This is a genomic window from Gammaproteobacteria bacterium, from assembly GCA_029884425.1.
Lineage (GTDB): Bacteria > Pseudomonadota > Gammaproteobacteria > S012-40 > S012-40 > JAOUHV01.
On record JAOUHV010000007.1, the window covers coordinates 54,854 to 72,310 of the forward strand.

The following is a 17,457-nucleotide window of genomic DNA, read 5'->3' on the forward strand; positions in this document are numbered from 1 at the left end:
GGCAATGTATTATCCCGAGATTCAACCGTATAAAACGCATCGCTTCGCGTTGGAAGCGCCACACGAAATTTATGTAGAAGAAAGCGGCAATCCAAACGGTGTGCCCGTGGTGTTTTTGCACGGCGGCCCTGGTTCAGGCTGTCAGGATTATCACCGTCGTTTTTTTGATCCGCAGCGCTATCGCATCGTGCTGTTTGATCAGCGTGGTTCGGGCAAGTCCACACCGCACGCCAGTTTGCAAAATAATACCACCCAGGCATTGATTGCCGACATGGAAGCAATACGCAGCAAGTTGAGCATCAAGCAATGGGTGGTGTTTGGTGGTTCGTGGGGATCAACGCTGGCGTTGGCCTATGCGCAGGCTTTTCCGCAAAAAGTGCTGGGTTTGATTTTGCGCGGTATTTTTCTGTGTCGTCCCAAGGAAATTCACTGGTTTTATCAGGAAGGTGCGCATCGGATTTTTCCAGATTATTGGGAAGATTACATCGCCCCTGTTGCACCAGCAGATAGACACGACATGGTGAGCGCCTATTACAAATTATTGACCAGTGACAACGAGCAAACACGCTTGGCGGCAGCGACCGCGTGGTCGGTCTGGGAAGGTCGTACTGCGACCTTGTTGGGCGATGCCGCGACGGTGGCACACTTTGCCGATCCACATACCGCGCTGTCTTTGGCGCGTATCGAATGTCATTATTTTATGAACAACGCGTTTCTGGAAGACAATCAGTTGATTCGGGATGCCTGGCGTTTGCAGGATATTCCTGGCGTCATTATCCATGGCCGCTATGATGTAGTGTGTCCGATTGAAAGTGCCTGGGAATTACACAAAGCCTGGCCTGAAGCTGAGCTGCAGATTATTTCGGATGCCGGCCACGCAGCTTCTGAACCAGGCATTGCCAAAGCCCTGGTAGCGGCTGCCGATGCAATGCTGCAAAAAATTGAAATGGAATCTTGAAAAAATGCCTTAGGAGGTTGGGATGAGAACAACGTGGATCGCCGTTTTACTGTTGAGCGTGCTGATGCTGCAAGGCTGCGCCAGTTCGCGGCTCTACGTTTTGGGGACCATGAAAAAACCGGAACTGGAATTTCTGGATTATAAAGTTCAGGATGTTGGTCTGCAGCGTGCGCACGTGGATTTGCTTTTTAAAGCGCACAATCCCAATCACTATCAGATCGACACATTTTTTGTCAGCTATGATTTTTATCTTGAAGGAAAACTGCTTGCCGAAGGCAGGCATATTCCGGTTGCGCTGATTCCTGAAGGTACTTCCGAAATCACGGTGCCTGTTGTCGTCAGCTACAGCAATTTAATGAATAGCCTGGATAAGGTTCTGGAAAAACTCAACAAGCAGGATCGGAAACTGCAGGCCAAGGTGAAATATCGCATCTTTGGTGAGTACGAAGTATGGAGCTGGTTTGGCAAAAGCTACAAGCGTGATTACTTCTATGAAAGTGAGGCTGATATTCCCATTGATGTTCCAGAGGTCACTCTGAAAGATGTGGGGCAGGAACTGAAGAATCGGCTAAAACAGTGGTTCTAGGTGAATAAACCCGTAGCCAAATTGCGATAAATATTTATATTTAGCATGTCGAAAGCGGTTTTGACGAGGGAAGGACGAAACTGCACATATGCTATGGCTCATTATATCTCAAACAGTTGTAATTGGCTTGTTGGTAGGGACGTTGCCGTTTTTGGAACGTGAGGCTGGCTGGAATTCCCACGTCAGTTTGTTGTTGGCGGCACTGATACCTGCAGTGATTTCGTGCATGCTCTGGTACCAAAAAAGCAGGAAAGAAAATTTTCTCCATCTGTTTTTTTCCGGTTTGAAAAATAATGAAATTAATTTAACGCGCGAATCAATCTCGCCGCTGCGATCCAATTCGCCAGAGCTGGCTTCGGCGCTGGAGCTGTTTTATCAGAAGTTGGCAACTGCGATCTCCGATATTGAGGGTTCCGCCGCTCGCCTCGTGCCCATGTCGCATGAATTGGCTGATACCTACGGCAATTTTACCCAGAAGGCGATGATGCAGAAACAGTACGGTAATCAGCTTTCCAATGCGGTGGAGTCCATGGCGATTTCCAGTCATCGGGTGAAAGATGATTCGACAAGCATTCTGAATTTGGTCAGACAAAGCACCAGTGAGGTGGACGAGTGTCGCGACAAGGTCAATGACTCGGCAAAAATCACCATGATCCTCAGTGAGCAAATGCAGCGCAGTATGGAAAAATTGCAGGTATTGGCGGCGCAGGGGAAGCAGATTTTTGATGTAATCAAATTGATTAACAGCATTGCCGAGCAGATCAGTCTGCTGGCGTTGAATGCGACCATAGAGGCGGCTCGAGCCGGTGAGCAGGGCCGCGGCTTTGCGATTGTTGCCGATGAGGTGAAGAAACTGGCGCATCACACGCGAAATTCCACGGCGGAAATTCATGGCGCCCTGCAAGGGGTGCAGCAGGGGATTGATGCGATGGTGGAGGAATTGTCGCAGGGCACTACTATCACCGAACAGGCTGCAGGTCAGGCGCAGGCGGTATCCCACAGTCTGTCCGTGATCGAGGAGGAAATTGCCAAGATTGTAAATTTCACCGATACCATCAGCCAGTCAGTCGCCGAACAGTCGGAGCTGTCAGAGCAAACCCGCCAGGCCATGAATGGTCTGGTGAGTCTCAACAGTGATGCGCTGGAAAATACCAAGTTGCAAGGTGTGACCAGAGAAGACTTGCTGAAACTGAGTGAAGTGTTGAAAAGCAAACTGGATGTATTCGTACTGCCAGAGCATCGCTGGAATTCGAATCTGAGAAGTGCTCCCCGTTACGATAAGGAAAACGGGGAGTCTTTGGAAAATAGCGCCGACTTGTTTTGATATTTGGTGTTATATCCGATCCGCATACAGATCATGCAAATCCGAGCCGGTGATTTCCACTTCGATAAATTCGCCAGGCTTGGCCGGGCGATCTGAGGTGATAATTACTTCACCGTCCACTTCAGGCGCATCGGCGCGGGTGCGGCCAATGATGTATTCACCTTCCATGTCATCGACAATTACCGTCATGCGCTGACCGACCTTGGCAGCCAGTTTGTCGGCACTGATTGCCGCCTGTACCTCCATGAAACGCTCCAGGCGCTCCTGTTTGGTATCTTCGTCCACGTGGCCGAGCAGATCGCGTGCAGCGGCGCCCTCAACGTTGGAGTAGGCAAAACAACCGACGCGATCCAGTTGTGCTTCCTGCAGGAAGTCCAGCAGGTATTCAAAGTCGTCATCGGTCTCACCGGGGAAACCGACGATGAAAGTCGAACGCAAAGTGATGTCCGGGCACAGCTCACGCCAGCGCTGGATGCGCGCCAGGGTGTTTTCGCTGCTCGCCGGGCGCTTCATGGATTTGAGGATTTTCGGGCTGGCGTGCTGGAATGGCACGTCCAGGTAGGGGATGATTTTGTTTTCAGCCATCAGCGGGATGATCTCGTCCACGTGCGGATAGGGGTAGACGTAGTGCATGCGCACCCAGGCATCCAGTTCGCCCAGACCTTCGGCCAGCTCCTTGAAGCGGGTTTTCATCGGCTTGCCGCCCCAGAAGCCGGTACGGTATTTCACGTCCACGCCGTAGGCGCTGGTGTCCTGGGAGATGACCATCAGCTCTTTTACGCCAGCCTTCACCAGATTTTCTGCTTCCTGCATCACCTCGCCAATGGGGCGGCTGACCAGATCGCCGCGCAGCGAGGGAATGATGCAGAAGCTGCAGCGGTGGTTACAGCCTTCGGAAATTTTCAGGTAGGCGTAGTGTGACGGGGTCAGCTTGATGCCTGTATTGGGAATCAGGCTGGTGTACGGATCATGTTTTGGCGGCAGGTGCTTGTGCACCGCAGCCATGACTTCGTCCTTGGCGTGCGGGCCGGTGACTGCCAGAACCTGCGGATAGTTTTTCTGCACGCTGTCATCCTTGGCTCCCAGGCAGCCGGTGACGATGACCTTGCCATTTTCTGCCAGAGCCTCGCCGATGGTGTCCAGCGACTCTTTCACTGCGGCGTCAATGAAGCCACAGGTATTGACGACGACCAGATCGGCGTCCTCGTAGGTGGGGCTGATTTGATAGCCCTCGGCGCGCAGCTGGGTGATGATCTGCTCGGAATCGACCAGTGCTTTGGGGCAGCCTAGGCTGATAAAACCCACCTTCGGGTCGGATGTCTTGCTCATAAGGTACTCAAATTGTTTGAAAATCTTCGGGGCAGAGGGGGCGGGACGGACCAACCTTTTGTGCTTTGCCGGCAAAACGCGTATTTTAGCCGATTGTGATGAATTTGTTGAGGAGTGATGGATGAGTTGGTGGGGAAAAGTCGTAGGCGCAGGTTTGGGATACATGCTGGGCGGGGTGCTGGGCGGTCTGCTTGGGGTGGCGCTGGGCTACAAGATTGATCAAAAACTCCGTAGTGGCAGTGCGGACAGCAATGAACGCATTCAATCGGCTTTTTTTACGGCAACCTTTTCCATCATGGGCCATCTCGCCAAGGCGGATGGCCGGGTCTCTGAACGCGAAATCGAAATTGCCCATCACGTGATGCGGCAAATGCGGCTGTCGCCAGAACAAACTGAGGCAGCGCGCGGGTTGTTCCGTCAGGGTAAGGCGGAAGATTTTCCTCTGGATCAGGTGCTGGAACAGTTTCGCAGTGAATGCCGGCGTCGTATTACTTTGTTGATCATGTTTATGGAAATCCAGGTAATGACGGCCATGGCAGATGGTCATCTGGACAAAGCGGAAGAAAAAATCCTCCACCACATTGCTCACGAACTGGGGATGAGCGAAGCCATCCTCGCAGAGATGATTCAGCGCTTGAGAGCAGAGCAGGCGTATACCCGATATGAAGCCTATCACGATGACAAGCGAGCACTGGAAGCTGCCTATGGTGTGTTGGCGGTGCCGAGCAGCGCGACAAATGATGAGGTGAAAAAGTCCTATCGCCGTTTGATGAGCCAGCATCATCCTGACAAGCTGGTGTCCAAAGGGTTGCCAGAAGAAATGATGGAAATTGCCAAGCAGAAAACCCAGGAAATAAAAGCGGCATATGATGTTATTCGCAAAGCAAGAGAGTCTGTCTCATAAAATTTAAAGCTGAATTCTTCAGGAAATAAACCGGTTTTATAGACTTTTTTTGCGCTCAAGATTAGTTTTTTGAATGTTATGGCTTGACTTGATTGCTGGAGAATTTGGCTTTTAGTTTACGTTGTTTTATAAAAATTCCATTTTTCCCTTGTTTTTTTACCTTGAGATACAAATCGGCACAAATAACCTGATTATCGTTACACAGCTTTACAGAAATGCACGAAAAAAAAATCAGATTTAAACGCTAACAGGATTGTGTTTGATTACTCTTGAGGGACTAGCCATGAAAATTTCTTCCAAAGGTCGTTACGCAGTTGCAGCTATGATGGATCTGGCTCTGAATGAAAACAAAGGACCCATTACCATTGCTGACATTTCTGAAAAGCAAAACATTTCGTTGTCTTACCTGGAGCAGATTTTTGCCGATCTGCGCAAGGGTGGATTGGTGCGTGGTACGCGTGGTCCAGGTGGCGGCTATCGTTTGGCGCGTCATCCTGAAAATATCAGCGTGGCGGAAATCATTGATGTGCTCAACGAAAAGCGTCCTCGTCTTAGCACCGAAGATGAACGTTATGAGCCCTACCAGTTGTGGGCGCGCTTGAGTCACCGCATGCATGATTTTCTGGCTGAAATCAGCTTGCAGGAATGTCTGCAAAATGGTGGCTTGCCCGGTGATGTTGGTTTCTCTGCCGATGCGGAACAGAAACGCGCAGCCTGATTTGGATATCGCAGACGATAACGAAAGGCGCCTCCAGGGGCGCCTTTTGATTTTTGCGGTGGTCAATAAATGATCGAAAAATGGTGAATTCCTAGTAAAACACTAATAATTTACATTTGTATACAAAATACCCATGGAAAAATCCCCAGATATACATAATGTTTGACATATGGCGAATGGAGTAATCCTTCGTTGACCTGTCAGAGGAAGATTCAAATAACGAAACAAGGGGACTACGCTATGAAGATTTCATCAAAAGGACGGTATGCAGTCGCGGCAATGATGGATTTAGCGCTGCATGAAAATAAAGGTCCGTTGACTATTTCTGACATTTCAGAAAAACAGAATATTTCCTTGTCCTATTTGGAACAGATTTTCGCAGATCTGCGAAAGGGCAACTTGGTTCGCGGAACTCGTGGTCCCGGTGGAGGTTATCGCTTGGCCAGGGATGCCGCCGAGATCAGCATAGCGCAGATTATTGACGTGTTGGATGAGAAGCGGCCACGACTGGATATTGAAGATGAGCGCTATCAGCCCTATCAGCTTTGGGCACACCTGAGTCGGCGTATGCATGAATTTTTACACCATATTTCGTTACAGGAATGTATTGATGATGTGGTGATGGTCGAGCAGTTGATGCTGTCAAAAGAGCACACTGAGGCCGCATAAGTCTTTGATGGGTCACTCTGCAAGCACAGAGTGACCTCTGTTTGTTTTCCAACTAGTTTGTCAGTGACATCTCAATTTCGGCGAAAGTTAGTGCACGTGGCAGTGAGGATATTTTGTAGCCGAGCTGCCTTTCAATTTGGCTGGATGAAAAAATACCGCGCAAGTGACAATTGCCATTAATACTGGTTTGTTCGTATACCAGCAAGTGCTGTCGGCCATGAAATTCCAGTGTTTGGACAATATCCCCCACATGCGATTTTTTGACATCACTCATATTCAGCGCGTCTAGCTGGGAAAGTGGCGTCATCACGTCACGCACCAGAATATCTTCTCTGCGCCCCGCATGTTTTTGCAAATACCGTACTGGGCGTTCTCCCGAAATGTCGGTTGAGGTAATCAGCCCGGATATTTCGTCTGCGCGTTCGCTGACAAGCAACATGCGCACGCCGCAGTAAATCATTTTTTCATTTGCCTGGGACATGGTTGATAGCGGTGAAATGCAGTGTGCCTGGGTAAATGCCAGATCGGTCATGGTTTTGATCGCAGGATCTTGCAAGCTGACAATGCCTGGTAGCTGATGTAGCGCAGTACAGATGCGTATCCCAGGCGGTAGATACGAATAGGGCAGAGGATGAAATGAGTGGTTCATGGGGGTCTCCCTCGGCGGTGTCGTTGTTTTCGGAGAGACCTGATTTTACTGCGGACGAATAAATATTTTCTGAGGAAAATAATTGGGTTTTTCCCTGGGCGTTATCGCCCAGGGAGGTGTATCGACCTACAGAATACAGACACGGTTGCGGCCAGAACGCTTGGCCTGGTAGAGCGCCTGATCGGCTTTGTTAAATAAGTTGCCAGGACTGTCTTCGATGGACAGGGTATGTACGCCGATGCTGATAGTGACATTGATGTGGTAGTCCAGATGTCTGTTTTCGGAATTGGCGATGCTGGTGCGAATGCGTTCGGCAAGAAGCTGGCTGCCGCTTGCATCGGTGTTGGGCAGGAGAATCACGAACTCTTCGCCACCGTAGCGGAAAATAACGTCCGAGGATCGAATGCAGCGACTGATGCTGTTGGCGACGGAGCGCAGTATCTTGTCACCGGCACTGTGTCCAAAGCGATCATTGACGCGTTTGAAAAAATCCACGTCGGCGCACAGCAGGGTCAGTGGTGTGCCATGGCGTCGTGCCAGATCGATTTCCCGTTGAATGGTTGATTCCATCATGCTGCGGTTGTTGACGCCGGTCAGTGGGTCTTTGGCGGCGTTGAGCAGGGCTTTTTCATACATCAATGCGTTGCGAATCGGGTAGGCCAGATTGCTCGACAGGCGATGGATGTTTTCCAGTTCAAGCAGATTAAATGGCGTGGGATCACGATCGAAACGCAGTACGCCTATTATTTCGCTTTTTCCGGGAACTTTTAACGTCATGACGTAATGTTTGTCAGCCTCGCGCCCAGCCTGATGTTTGATACCTTCAGTACAGGTAAAACTGAGACCGTCATGGGGGACAAGACGGCTCAATTCATTGGAGAACATGAGCAACAGCCTGTCGATGTCCAGTGTGGTCTGCAGACTTTGGGTCAGCTTCAGCAGATTTTCCTGGCTGTATTTTTCGACAGTGCGGGAGGCGGTTGAAACGCGGTAGGTGTCGGCACCGGCGGAGGTTGGGACGAGAGCTGGGATACCTTGCATAACATGTTTCTCCAAAGTGGCTTGGTTGGAGAATTGCGACAAATGTGCCAAGCGCGTCATGTTTTTGGCGAATGCGGGTGTTGTGCGGTAATTTGTTGTTTATTAAAGGTAAAATGACTTTGTTGGGTATCGATTTGCTGAAATGTTGGCAGTGCTGCTGAACAAATAGTCTGGGGGGAGATGATGAGCGGCAAGGGTTTGCCGGCATGAAACTGCCCGTAAAAGAAACGGCAGCCTAGGCTGCCGTTGTGGGTTATTTCTGGATCTGGCTATTGATGAGGAAGTTGAAATAGAACCGCCCCAGATTTTCGATTTCGATGGGGATGGTCAGCATTTGCTTGGCATCTTCCAGAATGCCGCCCAGCTTCTTGGTGTCAGAAACGAAGTAGGTAGGCGAGAAATCAATTTCGATGTCAGATTTTTCCAATTCTGCGATGGCCGGGGCAATAGCCTGCTGGGAAAAATCCGCCAGTGCGTTGATGATGTCGTCGTTCATCTTGGTGTGCTTGGTTCCCAGCAATTTGTTGCCGATTGGCAACGCCGTTTCCGGGTAATGATGCACAACGATACGACCGGTAATCACCCCTTTGGTGTTGCAGACCAAGGCATAGCCCTCGCAACCGAAAGTGGCCAGGTTTTCTTCAAAACCTGCGTTGGCTTTTGCCTGGTATCCAGCGACTTTTTTCAGGTGAGCAATGATGTGGGTCACGAACGGCGTCGTGACTTTGTTTTGTACAACACTCAGGCCCATATTGGTTCCCTCTGGTTAATCTAGGGGTTATATCGGGAGGTGCTGCCAGACCTTTACCTCGATCAGTCAGTTATCGATCGCATCCGCTTACCAAGGGATAAGACTGCCATCGATGTCGTAATACTTACCATTGTCAGCATGGGTGACGTTGTCCAGGATGTCAAACATGGCTTTGACACTTTGGGCAGTGGTGATTTCTGCGTGTGGTCCACCCATTTCGGTTTTGACCCAGCCGGGATGCAAATTGACACAGGTAAAGCCTTGCGGTGCCAGATCAATGGCCATGCTTTTCATGATCATGTTCAGTGCGCATTTGGAACTGCGATAGGCATAACAGCCACCAGAGTGGTTGTCGTCAATGCTGCCCATTTTGCTGGTGAGGTTGACGATGAGCTTGCGTTGGCCGCGACTGAGATTGGCATGCAAGGTCTCGGCGATTTTCAGCGGCGCGATGGTGTTGATGCTGAAGGTATCCAGCCAGCTTTGAACATCCAGGGTGCCAAACTCCTGCTCGTCGGGACCATAGGTGCCGGCGTTGTTGATCAGGATGTCCAGAGGCTCGTGCTTGAGTTCATAGGCCAATGCCTGGATCTGGGCGGGATCGGCGACATCCAGCAGGTGCACACTGACCAGTCCGCCGGACATGCGAGCAACCTCAAACAGTTTTTGTGGGGTGTGCGGATCACGGACACAGGCAAACACCCGCCATTGCTTGCGCACGGCTTGTTTTACCATTTCCAGGCCAATGCCACGCGAGGTGCCGGTGATGAGTACTCGATATTGCATTTTCCGTTGACTCCGTCTGAGATTTCGCCGGGCATATGGTATCATCGCCGCTGTTTTTTGCCTTGTGGACTGGCGATGATCGAAGGAAATTTGCGCAAAATGGCCGTTTCGCTGGCCGAGCCTGTTCGCTACCAGTTGTGTCTGGATGAGGAACGTCTGGAACTGAACCCCTATCTGGGGCAGCGGATTCATTTGCAGCACACCGGCGAAATATTCTGTGTGGCCTGTGGTCGTAAGACCAAAAAAAGCTTTAGCCAGGGTTACTGTTATCCCTGCACCCAAAAGCTGGCGCAATGCGATATTTGTATCGTCCGTCCCGAAAAATGCCATTTTGCCGCCGGCACCTGCCGCGAACCCGACTGGGCGCAACAGCATTGTTTTATTCCGCATTATGTCTATCTGGCCAATTCATCGGGACTGAAGGTGGGGATTACTCGCGGCAGTCAAATCCCAACCCGCTGGATTGACCAGGGAGCGACCCAGGCCCTGCCGATTTTCCGTGCGTCGTCGCGTTTTAAAGTTGGTATGCTGGAAGAACTGCTCAAAAAACAGGTCGCCGACAAAACCGATTGGCGCAAGATGCTCAAGGGCGATGCGCTGGCACTGGACTTGCCTGCTTGCCGTGACCGGATATTTGAACAATCTGGAATGGAGATTGATGCGTTGCTGGCGCAGTTTCCGGGAGAAATTGAACCACTGCGCGCTGAAGCAGTCACCACGATTACGTATCCGGTCAATGAATACCCACACAAGGTCAGTTCACTGGATTTTGATAAAACCGCCGAGGTTTCCGGTGTGCTGCAGGGTATCAAGGGACAGTATTTGATGCTCGATACGGGCGTGATTAATTTGCGCAAATTTGGCGGGTATCGTCTCAGGTTTGGAACAGAATAATATGCAAATCGAATTTTGGCAGGATCGTTGGAAAGAGGGACAGATCGGTTTTCACCAGCACGAAGTGAATCCATATCTTTTGCAGTATTGGCACGAATTGGAAAAGACCCCGGGTAAAGTCTTTGTGCCACTGTGCGGCAAAAGTAAGGATATGCTGTGGCTGCATGCTCATGGCCATCCGGTGTTGGGTGTGGAAATCAGCCCGATTGCCGTTGAGGCGTTCTTTCAGGAAAACGATCTGGAACCGGTGACATCTGCCTCGGCTGGTTTTGATAAATACGGCGCGTCGGATTTGGAGTTGTGGTGCGGGGATTTTTTTGATTTGCATCCACTGGACCTCAAGGGCGTGACGGCGGTTTATGACCGCGCGTCGTTCATCGCCATGCCACCGGATTTGCGTCAGCGCTACGCGGCCAAAATGTGCGAGTTGCTGGTCAAGGGCACTCAAGTGTTGCTGGTGACGATGGAATACCCGCAACACGAAATGCAGGGGCCTCCGTTCAGTGTGTCCCAGGACGAGGTGGAGCGACTCTACAGTCGTTGCTTCAGTATCGAGCCGGTGGCGAGTTACGACGTGTTGGCTGCCAATGCCCGATTCCGCGATCGTGGCATCAGCGCCATGCATGAGCGGGTGTATCTGCTCGTCCGCCAATAGCCCCATTTTCCATTTCGGTGAATCACGCCCTACAATTCGGGTCATGCCCAGCTCCGTTGGGGCCGATCCAGTAATGGGGGTATGACCGAAAGCGGTTGGGCAAAAGTGCCGATACCCCATTAGAATCAGGCTAATAATGTGCGCATTCGTCGCTGCGGCGGATGCGAGCGTATATCCGGCATAACTTTTTGATAGTATGGACAGATTAGACTGAAGTGTGGATGTGACCATGCGGCGTTGGATATGGGGCGTGTTGATGTGGAGTGTGGTCGGGGGCGCGGGAGCAACTGCCTCGGCGCTGCCTGCGCACGTCCAGTCAAAGGCCAATGGCTGGGCCATGCCGCAGTTTTTCGAACAAAATCGAGGTCAGGCCGGTAAGGAAACGCAGTTTCAGGCCAAAACCAGCGACTATCTGGTCAGCATTGGTGACGCAGAATTTACCTTATTGCCTCGGGTAGCCGGGAGCCAGCCGTTGCGGTTTCGTTTTCTGGGGGCCAAGGCCACTGGCCCGGTGAAAGGCGAACAGCCGCTGCGCACCAAGGTGAATTACTTCGTCGGTAAGCGCCCGGCAGACTGGACACGCAACATTTCCACCTTTTCCCAGTTACGGCAGCCGCAGATCTATCCAGGCATTGATTTGGTGTACCGCTTCAATGCCCAGCATCAATTGGAATACGACCTGCTGGTGTCGCCCGGTGCCGATCCCCGGCAGATTCGACTGCAACTGGATGATCCCTCACCACTGAGTCTGGCTGCCAATGGTGCCTTGCAGGTGAAAACACCCCAGGGCGTGGTCGAGCACCAGGCTCCGGTCGTGTTTCAGCACAAAGACGGCAAGACTATCCCGGTGGCTGCACGCTATCGTTTGCTGCCGGGTAATCAGTTGACGATGACGCTGGCCAGATATGACACAGCCCGCACGCTGGTGGTGGACCCGGTTCTGAAGTTTTCCAGCTACTTTGGCGGCAGTGATCGTGATGTCGTTCAGGGCGTGGCCTGGCGCGAGGCCGATGGCAGCTTGTACCTGACCGGTGGTACCTCCACGCAGGCGGACATTGCGACCAATGACAGCTACACCGTCGTCAACAGTGGGCTGTTAAGCGGTGGGCAGCAGGGCACGCCCTATCAGGCAGTGTCCGGTGTTGAGGCCACCACCTGCACCCTGAATTATGATCCCGCCCGCGGCAACGGTACGGTACAACATTTTCCTGCTTATGATGCATTCGTTGCCAAAGTGGATTTGCAGACCGGCGATGTGCTGTATGCCACCTATTACGGCGGCTGCGAAAACGAGCAGGCCCGAGATCTTGCGCTTGATGCGGCAGGCAATGTTTACATTGTTGGCACCACCAAGTCGACCGATTTGCCTACCAATGGCATACAGAGCCAGTTGACACCTACCTCGCCGGGCAGTAACACCTACGAGGTGGATGCGTTCGTTGCCAAATTCGATACCAATGGCCAATTGGTTTATGGCCGCTATGTTGGCGGTTCGGCGGATGATTATGGCCGTGCTATCAAGGTAGACATTGAGGGCTATGCCTACATCGTGGGCAATACCAGCTCACCGTACATGATCAGCGCTCAGGGACAGTTCACCTGCTTTGGCCGGGTAGACCCAGGTTTTGAGGGCGACAGCTGCTACCAGGGGCAAACCGATGCGTTCATGGCACGGATTCATCCCAGCGGTACGGTGACTACGCATGGCACCTACATCGGTGGTTATGGCACCGACTGGGCGGCTGACTTGGTGCTGAGCAACGCCACAGGGGCGGCGGTGAAAATTTACGTTGCCGGAACAACCGCCGCGACCATGGCTGACCCCAATGATCCAGCCTACAGGCATGGCTTCCCACTGAAGGACGGGCGGCCGCCGTACAAGTACTACGTGCCGGGTAATTGCGGTGATAGCGGCGTGGATTTCGTCAACGACAAGCATCCCTGTCGTGATGGGTTTGTGGTGGTGATGGACAGCATGGGCGAACAACTGTTGTACACCACGATGATAGGCGGGGCGGGTGACGACGTGGTAACGGGGGTGGCGGTGGATACCACCAACAACATCTACCTGACCGGCTACAGCACGTCTGAGGGAGCAATTGTCGGTCCTGCGGGTCCGGGAAATATCGAGAATCCGAAACTGATCGCCACCGATCCTGATCGGGAAATTTTTGTGAGATTTCCTTTGGTTAACCAGGTGTGGAACAGCTCTGGCCTGGAAACCAATGTGTCGTTTTATGACGGCACGGCTCCCAAAGCATTTTTGACCAAATTTGATGCGGTTGCTGGCTATGATTCCGTACAGTTTTCGACCTTCGTGGGCGGATCTGACGTCGACAAAGCAACTGGTGTGGTGGTTCACACGGTACAGACGCTAGAGAACGGCATGTCGGTCAAGAAAAACAATATCTATCTGGTTGGCCAGACGTTGTCGCAGGATTTTAAGCCGATGAGCGACGCGTTTAAATCGGCGGCGGACAGCGAAGATATTTTTCTGATCAAGATGGAACAAAACGAAAGTGCCGATCCGGCGGCGACTAAAAATCCGCGAACGCGTTATGCGACCCTGCTGGGGGCGGAGGGCCTGGATTCGCCCAAGGCCATGGCGCTGGTGGTGGAAGCCGGCATCAATAAAGGCGTGGTGATTGTCGGCAAGACCTCATCGCGGCGCTTTCCCACCACCGCCAATGCCACCAACCCAAATGCCATTGGCGGACCGGATGACGGTTTTATCACTTATGTGACCGATGAGACGTTTTCGACCAATCTTAAACTGACGCCGGCCGGTTATCGCTTGCCGGTGAACGTGGGCGACTTGGCAGAATTCGTTTACCAGGTGACCAACGAAGGCAGTTTGCCGGCCGAGCAGGTGCGGGTGTCGATTAATCTTCCTCCCAGCGTGATTGTCACTAACAGGCCCAGTACTTGCCTGCTAGAAGACAAGCGGATTTTGTTTTGCGATTTGGGGACTCTGGACGCCGTTGGCGGTCTGAATAGCAATACAGTGAGTTTTGGTTTTAAACCGTTGGTTGGTGGTGTATTGCGGGTGCGTGTGTCGGTACTGAGCAACTTGGTGGATGCCAATCTCGACGATAGCAGCGTACAAACCACCATGCGGGTAGCCGAGCCGGAGTATTACGCCACGGCCCGCCTGCAAACCGGTTTTATTTTGTTGCTGGGACTGCTGTTACTGATTACCCGAACCCTACTGAAGCCGCGTTCTGTCTAGTTGCTTCCGCCCGGTGCGGAAAAACACAAGGAATTGGCTTTACTCATGGGACACATCAACGCCGCTTTGGATTGGCTTATCCAGTTTTTCAACACCGTCTGGCCCTTGGTGGTATCGACGTTTGTTGGTGGCTGGCTGGCGTTTCAGTACATTCGTCGGCACGAACATCGTCGCGAACTGGAGCAGCGTTTTGCCAGGCTCAAGCTGGTCTATTTTGTTCTTTCCAGTCAGCGGCACCGTTTGCAGCGCCTGCAAAAAAATGCGCTGCAACCCTATGCCGCCAGTTCGCGCCGTGCGGAAATGATGCCGCCAATTCAACTGCATGACGATTTTCCCCGGCTGGATATGCCACAGCTACCGGGTTTGTTTGAGCAGGATTCGGTCGAGCTGCTAAACGAAATGATCGATGTGGAGCAGCGCTTTCTCGACGTGGCAGATTTGCTCAAACGGCGAACCCGCTTGATACGGGCCGAGCCGGTGAATCTGGCGCAGCTCAAGGTGGAAACGGATAAGCTGTACGAAGAAGTGCCCATACTGGAAGAACAGTACGGCGAAGCCCTATACAGCCTGAACCGCTACATGGAATCCCAGCCGCGCGGTATTGGCGGCGAAACCCTGGACTACATTGCCTGGATGGTTTGCTCGGTTTGTGGGGCGACGGCGGCGGTGTTTTTCTTCAGCCATTGGGCGATAAACTCCTCGGCGGTGGTGGAAATGGGGCTGGATATATCGCTGGTTTCGGCTTTGGTGTTTGCTCTTTCCCTGTATTTTTCTCTGGCTTTAACCGCCATTGTGTTCATTATGGGCGTGTACACGGCCATTAAAAAGCTAAAGAGTTCATTGATTTATGTCTTGTCCCTGCTGTTGGCGGCCGCCCCCGTGCTGTATTTGATGTGGGCTGACTACAACATGATGACTTGAAAAAAGCTGAGAAAACCGCTATATTATTAATTACTAATATTAAGCCGGTACAGGAGGCTGTTATGGCGGTTATAACCCTGGGTAAAGACAACTTTGAAGAGGTGATCAGCGACAACAAGATTGTGATCATCGATTTTTGGGCTTCCTGGTGCGCGCCTTGTAAAATGTTTGGACCGGTGTTTGAGAAAGCGGCCGAGCGTCATCCCGACGTGGCATTTGCCAAGGTCAACACTGAAGTTGAGCAGGAACTGGCGCAGTACTTCCAGGTGCGTTCCATCCCGACCGTGATGATTGCCCGCGAACAGATCTTTGTGTTCTCCGAGGCCGGCGCTCTGCCATCCAGTGCGATTGATGAAATCCTCGGTAAAGTGCGCGAGCTGGATATGGACGACGTCCGCAAATCCATAGAACAGCAACAACGTGCATAAAAAAACGGTCCCAGCAGGGACCGTTTTTTTTCGGGGTTGAGGCCGGGTCAGTAGCGGCGACGTCTGCCACCACCACCGGACCCACCCAGCAGCGATCCCAACAAACCACGCACTATCTGCCGGCCAATCTGGCTGCCGACGGCGCGGGCAGCGCTTTTGGCCATGGTGCCGATGATGGACTCTGGTTCACGGGCGCCGCGCGCTGTTTTGGCCGTTGGTTTGATGTCTTGCTCGGCTTCCTGTTCGGCCAGCAGTTGCTCGCCTCTGGCTTGCAGGATTTCATGCGCCGATTCGCGATCAATGGGTGTGTTGTACTTGCTGGCCAAGGGAGAGCGGGACAGATGTTGCTGACGTTCCTCGTTGTTCAGCGGCCCAATGCGTGACTGCGGCGGGGCGATGAACACACGCTCAACCACGGTCGGCGAGCCCTTTTCGTCCAGCACTGACACCAATGCTTCACCCACGCCCAGCTCGGCAATAACCGCCTCGACATCCAGTTTGGGGTTGGCGCGCAGGGTTTGTGCGGCGGCGCGGACGGCTTGCTGATCCTTGGGAGTGAACGCGCGCAGCGCATGCTGGACGCGATTACCCAGCTGACCGGCGATGCTGACCGGGATGTCAGAAGGTGTCTGGCTGATGAAGTACACGCCCACGCCTTTGGAGCGAATCAGGCGCACCACTTGTTCGATTTTGTCGACCAGCGCGGCAGGGGCGTTTTTGAACATCAGATGCGCTTCGTCAAAGAACAACACCAGCTTGGGGCGATCGGCGTCGCCGACCTCGGGCAGTTGTTCAAACAGCTCGGCCAACAGCCACAACAGGAAGGTAGCGTACAGGCGTGGCTTGGACATCAGTGTGGTGGCATCGAGCATGCTGACCACGCCGTTGCCGGAAAAATCCACCTGCATCATGTCTTGCAGTTGCAGTGCAGGTTCGGCAAAAAATGCCTCGGCACCTTCCTGCTCTAGCACCAACAGGCTGCGTTGGATTGCGCCGATGCTGGCGCTGGAAATATTGCCGTAATCCTTTTGCAGTGACTTGGCGTTGTCGGCCATCCAGCCGAGCATGGCGCGCAGGTCTTTCAGGTCCAGCAACAGCAAGCCTTCGTCATCGGCGAGTTTGAAACAGGCGTACAGAACGGCTTGCTGGGTTTCGCTCAACTCCATCAAGTTGCTCAGCAGCAGGGGGCCCATTTCAGAAATAGTGGTGCGTACCGGATGGCCGGCCTTGCCGAACAGGTCCCAGAAAATCACCGGGAACGGGCGAGGCTGGAACTGGCTGAGACCGAGTTGTTTTACCCGTGCCTGGATGCGCTCGTTGGGTGTGCCGGCCTTGGCCAGGCCAGACAAATCGCCTTTCACGTCGGTGACAAACACCGGCACGCCGGCCTGCGCAAAACCTTCGACCAGCGATTGCAGTGTGACCGTTTTACCGGTGCCGGTGGCGCCGGTGATCAAGCCGTGGCGATTGCCCATCCGCAGTTGCAAGCCTACCTGGGTGTGGTCGTTACCGCCGACCAGAATTGTGTTTGGGTTCATACTTTCGTCCTGAGATGAAATATCTAAGCTGGCTGAATATTACCAGCGAAGCCGCGTTTTATCGCATAGGAAAAACA

Annotated in this window: 17 protein-coding genes; 11 read left to right on the plus strand and 6 right to left on the minus strand. The window is 52.5% G+C overall.

The window, feature by feature from the left end; translation table 11 throughout:
- Positions 1-4: 4 nt before the first annotated feature.
- The 3 genes from pip to OEW58_03380 all read left to right on the plus strand — a co-directional run bounded on the left by pip (position 5) and on the right by OEW58_03380 (position 2,868).
- The gene (pip, locus tag OEW58_03370) at positions 5-958 is read left to right on the plus strand and encodes a prolyl aminopeptidase (GenBank protein MDH5300383.1); all 954 of its coding nucleotides are present in this window, start codon (positions 5-7) and stop codon (positions 956-958) included.
- A gap of 22 nt (positions 959-980) precedes the next feature.
- The gene (locus OEW58_03375) at positions 981-1,544 is read left to right on the plus strand and encodes an LEA type 2 family protein (GenBank protein MDH5300384.1); all 564 of its coding nucleotides are present in this window, start codon (positions 981-983) and stop codon (positions 1,542-1,544) included.
- Between the two features lie 88 nt (positions 1,545-1,632).
- A complete protein-coding gene (locus OEW58_03380) occupies positions 1,633-2,868 on the plus strand; it encodes a methyl-accepting chemotaxis protein (GenBank protein MDH5300385.1) in 1,236 nt (411 codons plus the stop codon).
- A 9-nt stretch (positions 2,869-2,877) separates the two neighbouring features.
- Here OEW58_03380 and rimO read toward each other — a convergent pair whose 3' ends face one another.
- The gene (rimO, locus tag OEW58_03385; GenBank protein ID MDH5300386.1) at positions 2,878-4,197 is read right to left on the minus strand and encodes a 30S ribosomal protein S12 methylthiotransferase RimO; all 1,320 of its coding nucleotides are present in this window, start codon (positions 4,195-4,197) and stop codon (positions 2,878-2,880) included.
- Positions 4,198-4,318: 121 nt separating this feature from the next.
- Between rimO and djlA the strand changes: the two genes are divergently transcribed.
- From djlA to OEW58_03400, 3 genes are all read left to right on the plus strand, one after another.
- Complete coding sequence (gene djlA, locus OEW58_03390) at positions 4,319-5,101, plus strand: co-chaperone DjlA (GenBank protein ID MDH5300387.1); 783 nt, start codon at positions 4,319-4,321, stop codon at positions 5,099-5,101.
- A gap of 283 nt (positions 5,102-5,384) precedes the next feature.
- Positions 5,385-5,819, plus strand: a complete 435-nt coding sequence (locus OEW58_03395; GenBank protein MDH5300388.1) for an Rrf2 family transcriptional regulator — start codon at positions 5,385-5,387, stop codon at positions 5,817-5,819.
- A gap of 240 nt (positions 5,820-6,059) precedes the next feature.
- Positions 6,060-6,488 carry an Rrf2 family transcriptional regulator gene (locus OEW58_03400; GenBank protein ID MDH5300389.1) on the plus strand — a complete coding sequence of 143 codons (429 nt, stop codon included), beginning with the start codon at positions 6,060-6,062 and terminating at the stop codon, positions 6,486-6,488.
- A gap of 52 nt (positions 6,489-6,540) precedes the next feature.
- Here OEW58_03400 and OEW58_03405 read toward each other — a convergent pair whose 3' ends face one another.
- From OEW58_03405 to OEW58_03420, 4 genes are all read right to left on the minus strand, one after another.
- Positions 6,541-7,137, minus strand: coding sequence for a CBS domain-containing protein (locus tag OEW58_03405; GenBank protein MDH5300390.1), 597 nt, complete (start codon positions 7,135-7,137; stop codon positions 6,541-6,543).
- A 126-nt stretch (positions 7,138-7,263) separates the two neighbouring features.
- Entirely contained in the window at positions 7,264-8,178 is a 915-nt protein-coding gene (locus OEW58_03410; protein ID MDH5300391.1) for a GGDEF domain-containing protein, read from the minus strand.
- Positions 8,179-8,431: 253 nt separating this feature from the next.
- Positions 8,432-8,929, minus strand: a complete 498-nt coding sequence (locus OEW58_03415) for a hypothetical protein (GenBank protein MDH5300392.1) — start codon at positions 8,927-8,929, stop codon at positions 8,432-8,434.
- An 87-nt stretch (positions 8,930-9,016) separates the two neighbouring features.
- The gene (locus OEW58_03420; protein ID MDH5300393.1) at positions 9,017-9,715 is read right to left on the minus strand and encodes an SDR family oxidoreductase; all 699 of its coding nucleotides are present in this window, start codon (positions 9,713-9,715) and stop codon (positions 9,017-9,019) included.
- Between the two features lie 75 nt (positions 9,716-9,790).
- Between OEW58_03420 and OEW58_03425 the strand changes: the two genes are divergently transcribed.
- From OEW58_03425 to trxA, 5 genes are all read left to right on the plus strand, one after another.
- Positions 9,791-10,609 carry a DUF2797 domain-containing protein gene (locus OEW58_03425; protein ID MDH5300394.1) on the plus strand — a complete coding sequence of 273 codons (819 nt, stop codon included), beginning with the start codon at positions 9,791-9,793 and terminating at the stop codon, positions 10,607-10,609.
- Between the two features lies 1 nt (position 10,610).
- Positions 10,611-11,264 carry a thiopurine S-methyltransferase gene (locus OEW58_03430; protein ID MDH5300395.1) on the plus strand — a complete coding sequence of 218 codons (654 nt, stop codon included), beginning with the start codon at positions 10,611-10,613 and terminating at the stop codon, positions 11,262-11,264.
- Positions 11,265-11,493: 229 nt separating this feature from the next.
- Positions 11,494-14,493 (plus strand): SBBP repeat-containing protein, encoded by a 3,000-nt coding sequence (locus OEW58_03435; protein MDH5300396.1) that lies wholly within the window; start codon positions 11,494-11,496, stop codon positions 14,491-14,493.
- 45 nt (positions 14,494-14,538) lie between these two features.
- Positions 14,539-15,414 carry a hypothetical protein gene (locus OEW58_03440; GenBank protein MDH5300397.1) on the plus strand — a complete coding sequence of 292 codons (876 nt, stop codon included), beginning with the start codon at positions 14,539-14,541 and terminating at the stop codon, positions 15,412-15,414.
- A 62-nt stretch (positions 15,415-15,476) separates the two neighbouring features.
- Positions 15,477-15,842: a thioredoxin gene (gene trxA / locus OEW58_03445; GenBank protein ID MDH5300398.1), complete on the plus strand. Its 366-nt coding sequence runs from the start codon at positions 15,477-15,479 to the stop codon at positions 15,840-15,842.
- 47 nt (positions 15,843-15,889) lie between these two features.
- Here the strand turns inward: trxA and OEW58_03450 are convergent, their stop codons facing one another.
- A complete protein-coding gene (locus OEW58_03450) occupies positions 15,890-17,380 on the minus strand; it encodes a DUF853 domain-containing protein (GenBank protein ID MDH5300399.1) in 1,491 nt (496 codons plus the stop codon).
- Between the last annotated feature and the right edge of the window lie 77 nt (positions 17,381-17,457).

Coding starts and splice junctions, on each gene's coding strand:
- pip (MDH5300383.1), top strand. CDS start 5: ATGTATTATCCCGAGATTCAACCGTATAAAACGCATCGCTTCGCGTTG.
- OEW58_03375 (MDH5300384.1), top strand. CDS start 981: ATGAGAACAACGTGGATCGCCGTTTTACTGTTGAGCGTGCTGATGCTG.
- OEW58_03380 (MDH5300385.1), top strand. CDS start 1,633: ATGCTATGGCTCATTATATCTCAAACAGTTGTAATTGGCTTGTTGGTA.
- rimO (MDH5300386.1), bottom strand. CDS start 4,197: ATGAGCAAGACATCCGACCCGAAGGTGGGTTTTATCAGCCTAGGCTGC.
- djlA (MDH5300387.1), top strand. CDS start 4,319: ATGAGTTGGTGGGGAAAAGTCGTAGGCGCAGGTTTGGGATACATGCTG.
- OEW58_03395 (MDH5300388.1), top strand. CDS start 5,385: ATGAAAATTTCTTCCAAAGGTCGTTACGCAGTTGCAGCTATGATGGAT.
- OEW58_03400 (MDH5300389.1), top strand. CDS start 6,060: ATGAAGATTTCATCAAAAGGACGGTATGCAGTCGCGGCAATGATGGAT.
- OEW58_03405 (MDH5300390.1), bottom strand. CDS start 7,137: ATGAACCACTCATTTCATCCTCTGCCCTATTCGTATCTACCGCCTGGG.
- OEW58_03410 (MDH5300391.1), bottom strand. CDS start 8,178: ATGCAAGGTATCCCAGCTCTCGTCCCAACCTCCGCCGGTGCCGACACC.
- OEW58_03415 (MDH5300392.1), bottom strand. CDS start 8,929: ATGGGCCTGAGTGTTGTACAAAACAAAGTCACGACGCCGTTCGTGACC.
- OEW58_03420 (MDH5300393.1), bottom strand. CDS start 9,715: ATGCAATATCGAGTACTCATCACCGGCACCTCGCGTGGCATTGGCCTG.
- OEW58_03425 (MDH5300394.1), top strand. CDS start 9,791: ATGATCGAAGGAAATTTGCGCAAAATGGCCGTTTCGCTGGCCGAGCCT.
- OEW58_03430 (MDH5300395.1), top strand. CDS start 10,611: ATGCAAATCGAATTTTGGCAGGATCGTTGGAAAGAGGGACAGATCGGT.
- OEW58_03435 (MDH5300396.1), top strand. CDS start 11,494: ATGCGGCGTTGGATATGGGGCGTGTTGATGTGGAGTGTGGTCGGGGGC.
- OEW58_03440 (MDH5300397.1), top strand. CDS start 14,539: ATGGGACACATCAACGCCGCTTTGGATTGGCTTATCCAGTTTTTCAAC.
- trxA (MDH5300398.1), top strand. CDS start 15,477: ATGGCGGTTATAACCCTGGGTAAAGACAACTTTGAAGAGGTGATCAGC.
- OEW58_03450 (MDH5300399.1), bottom strand. CDS start 17,380: ATGAACCCAAACACAATTCTGGTCGGCGGTAACGACCACACCCAGGTA.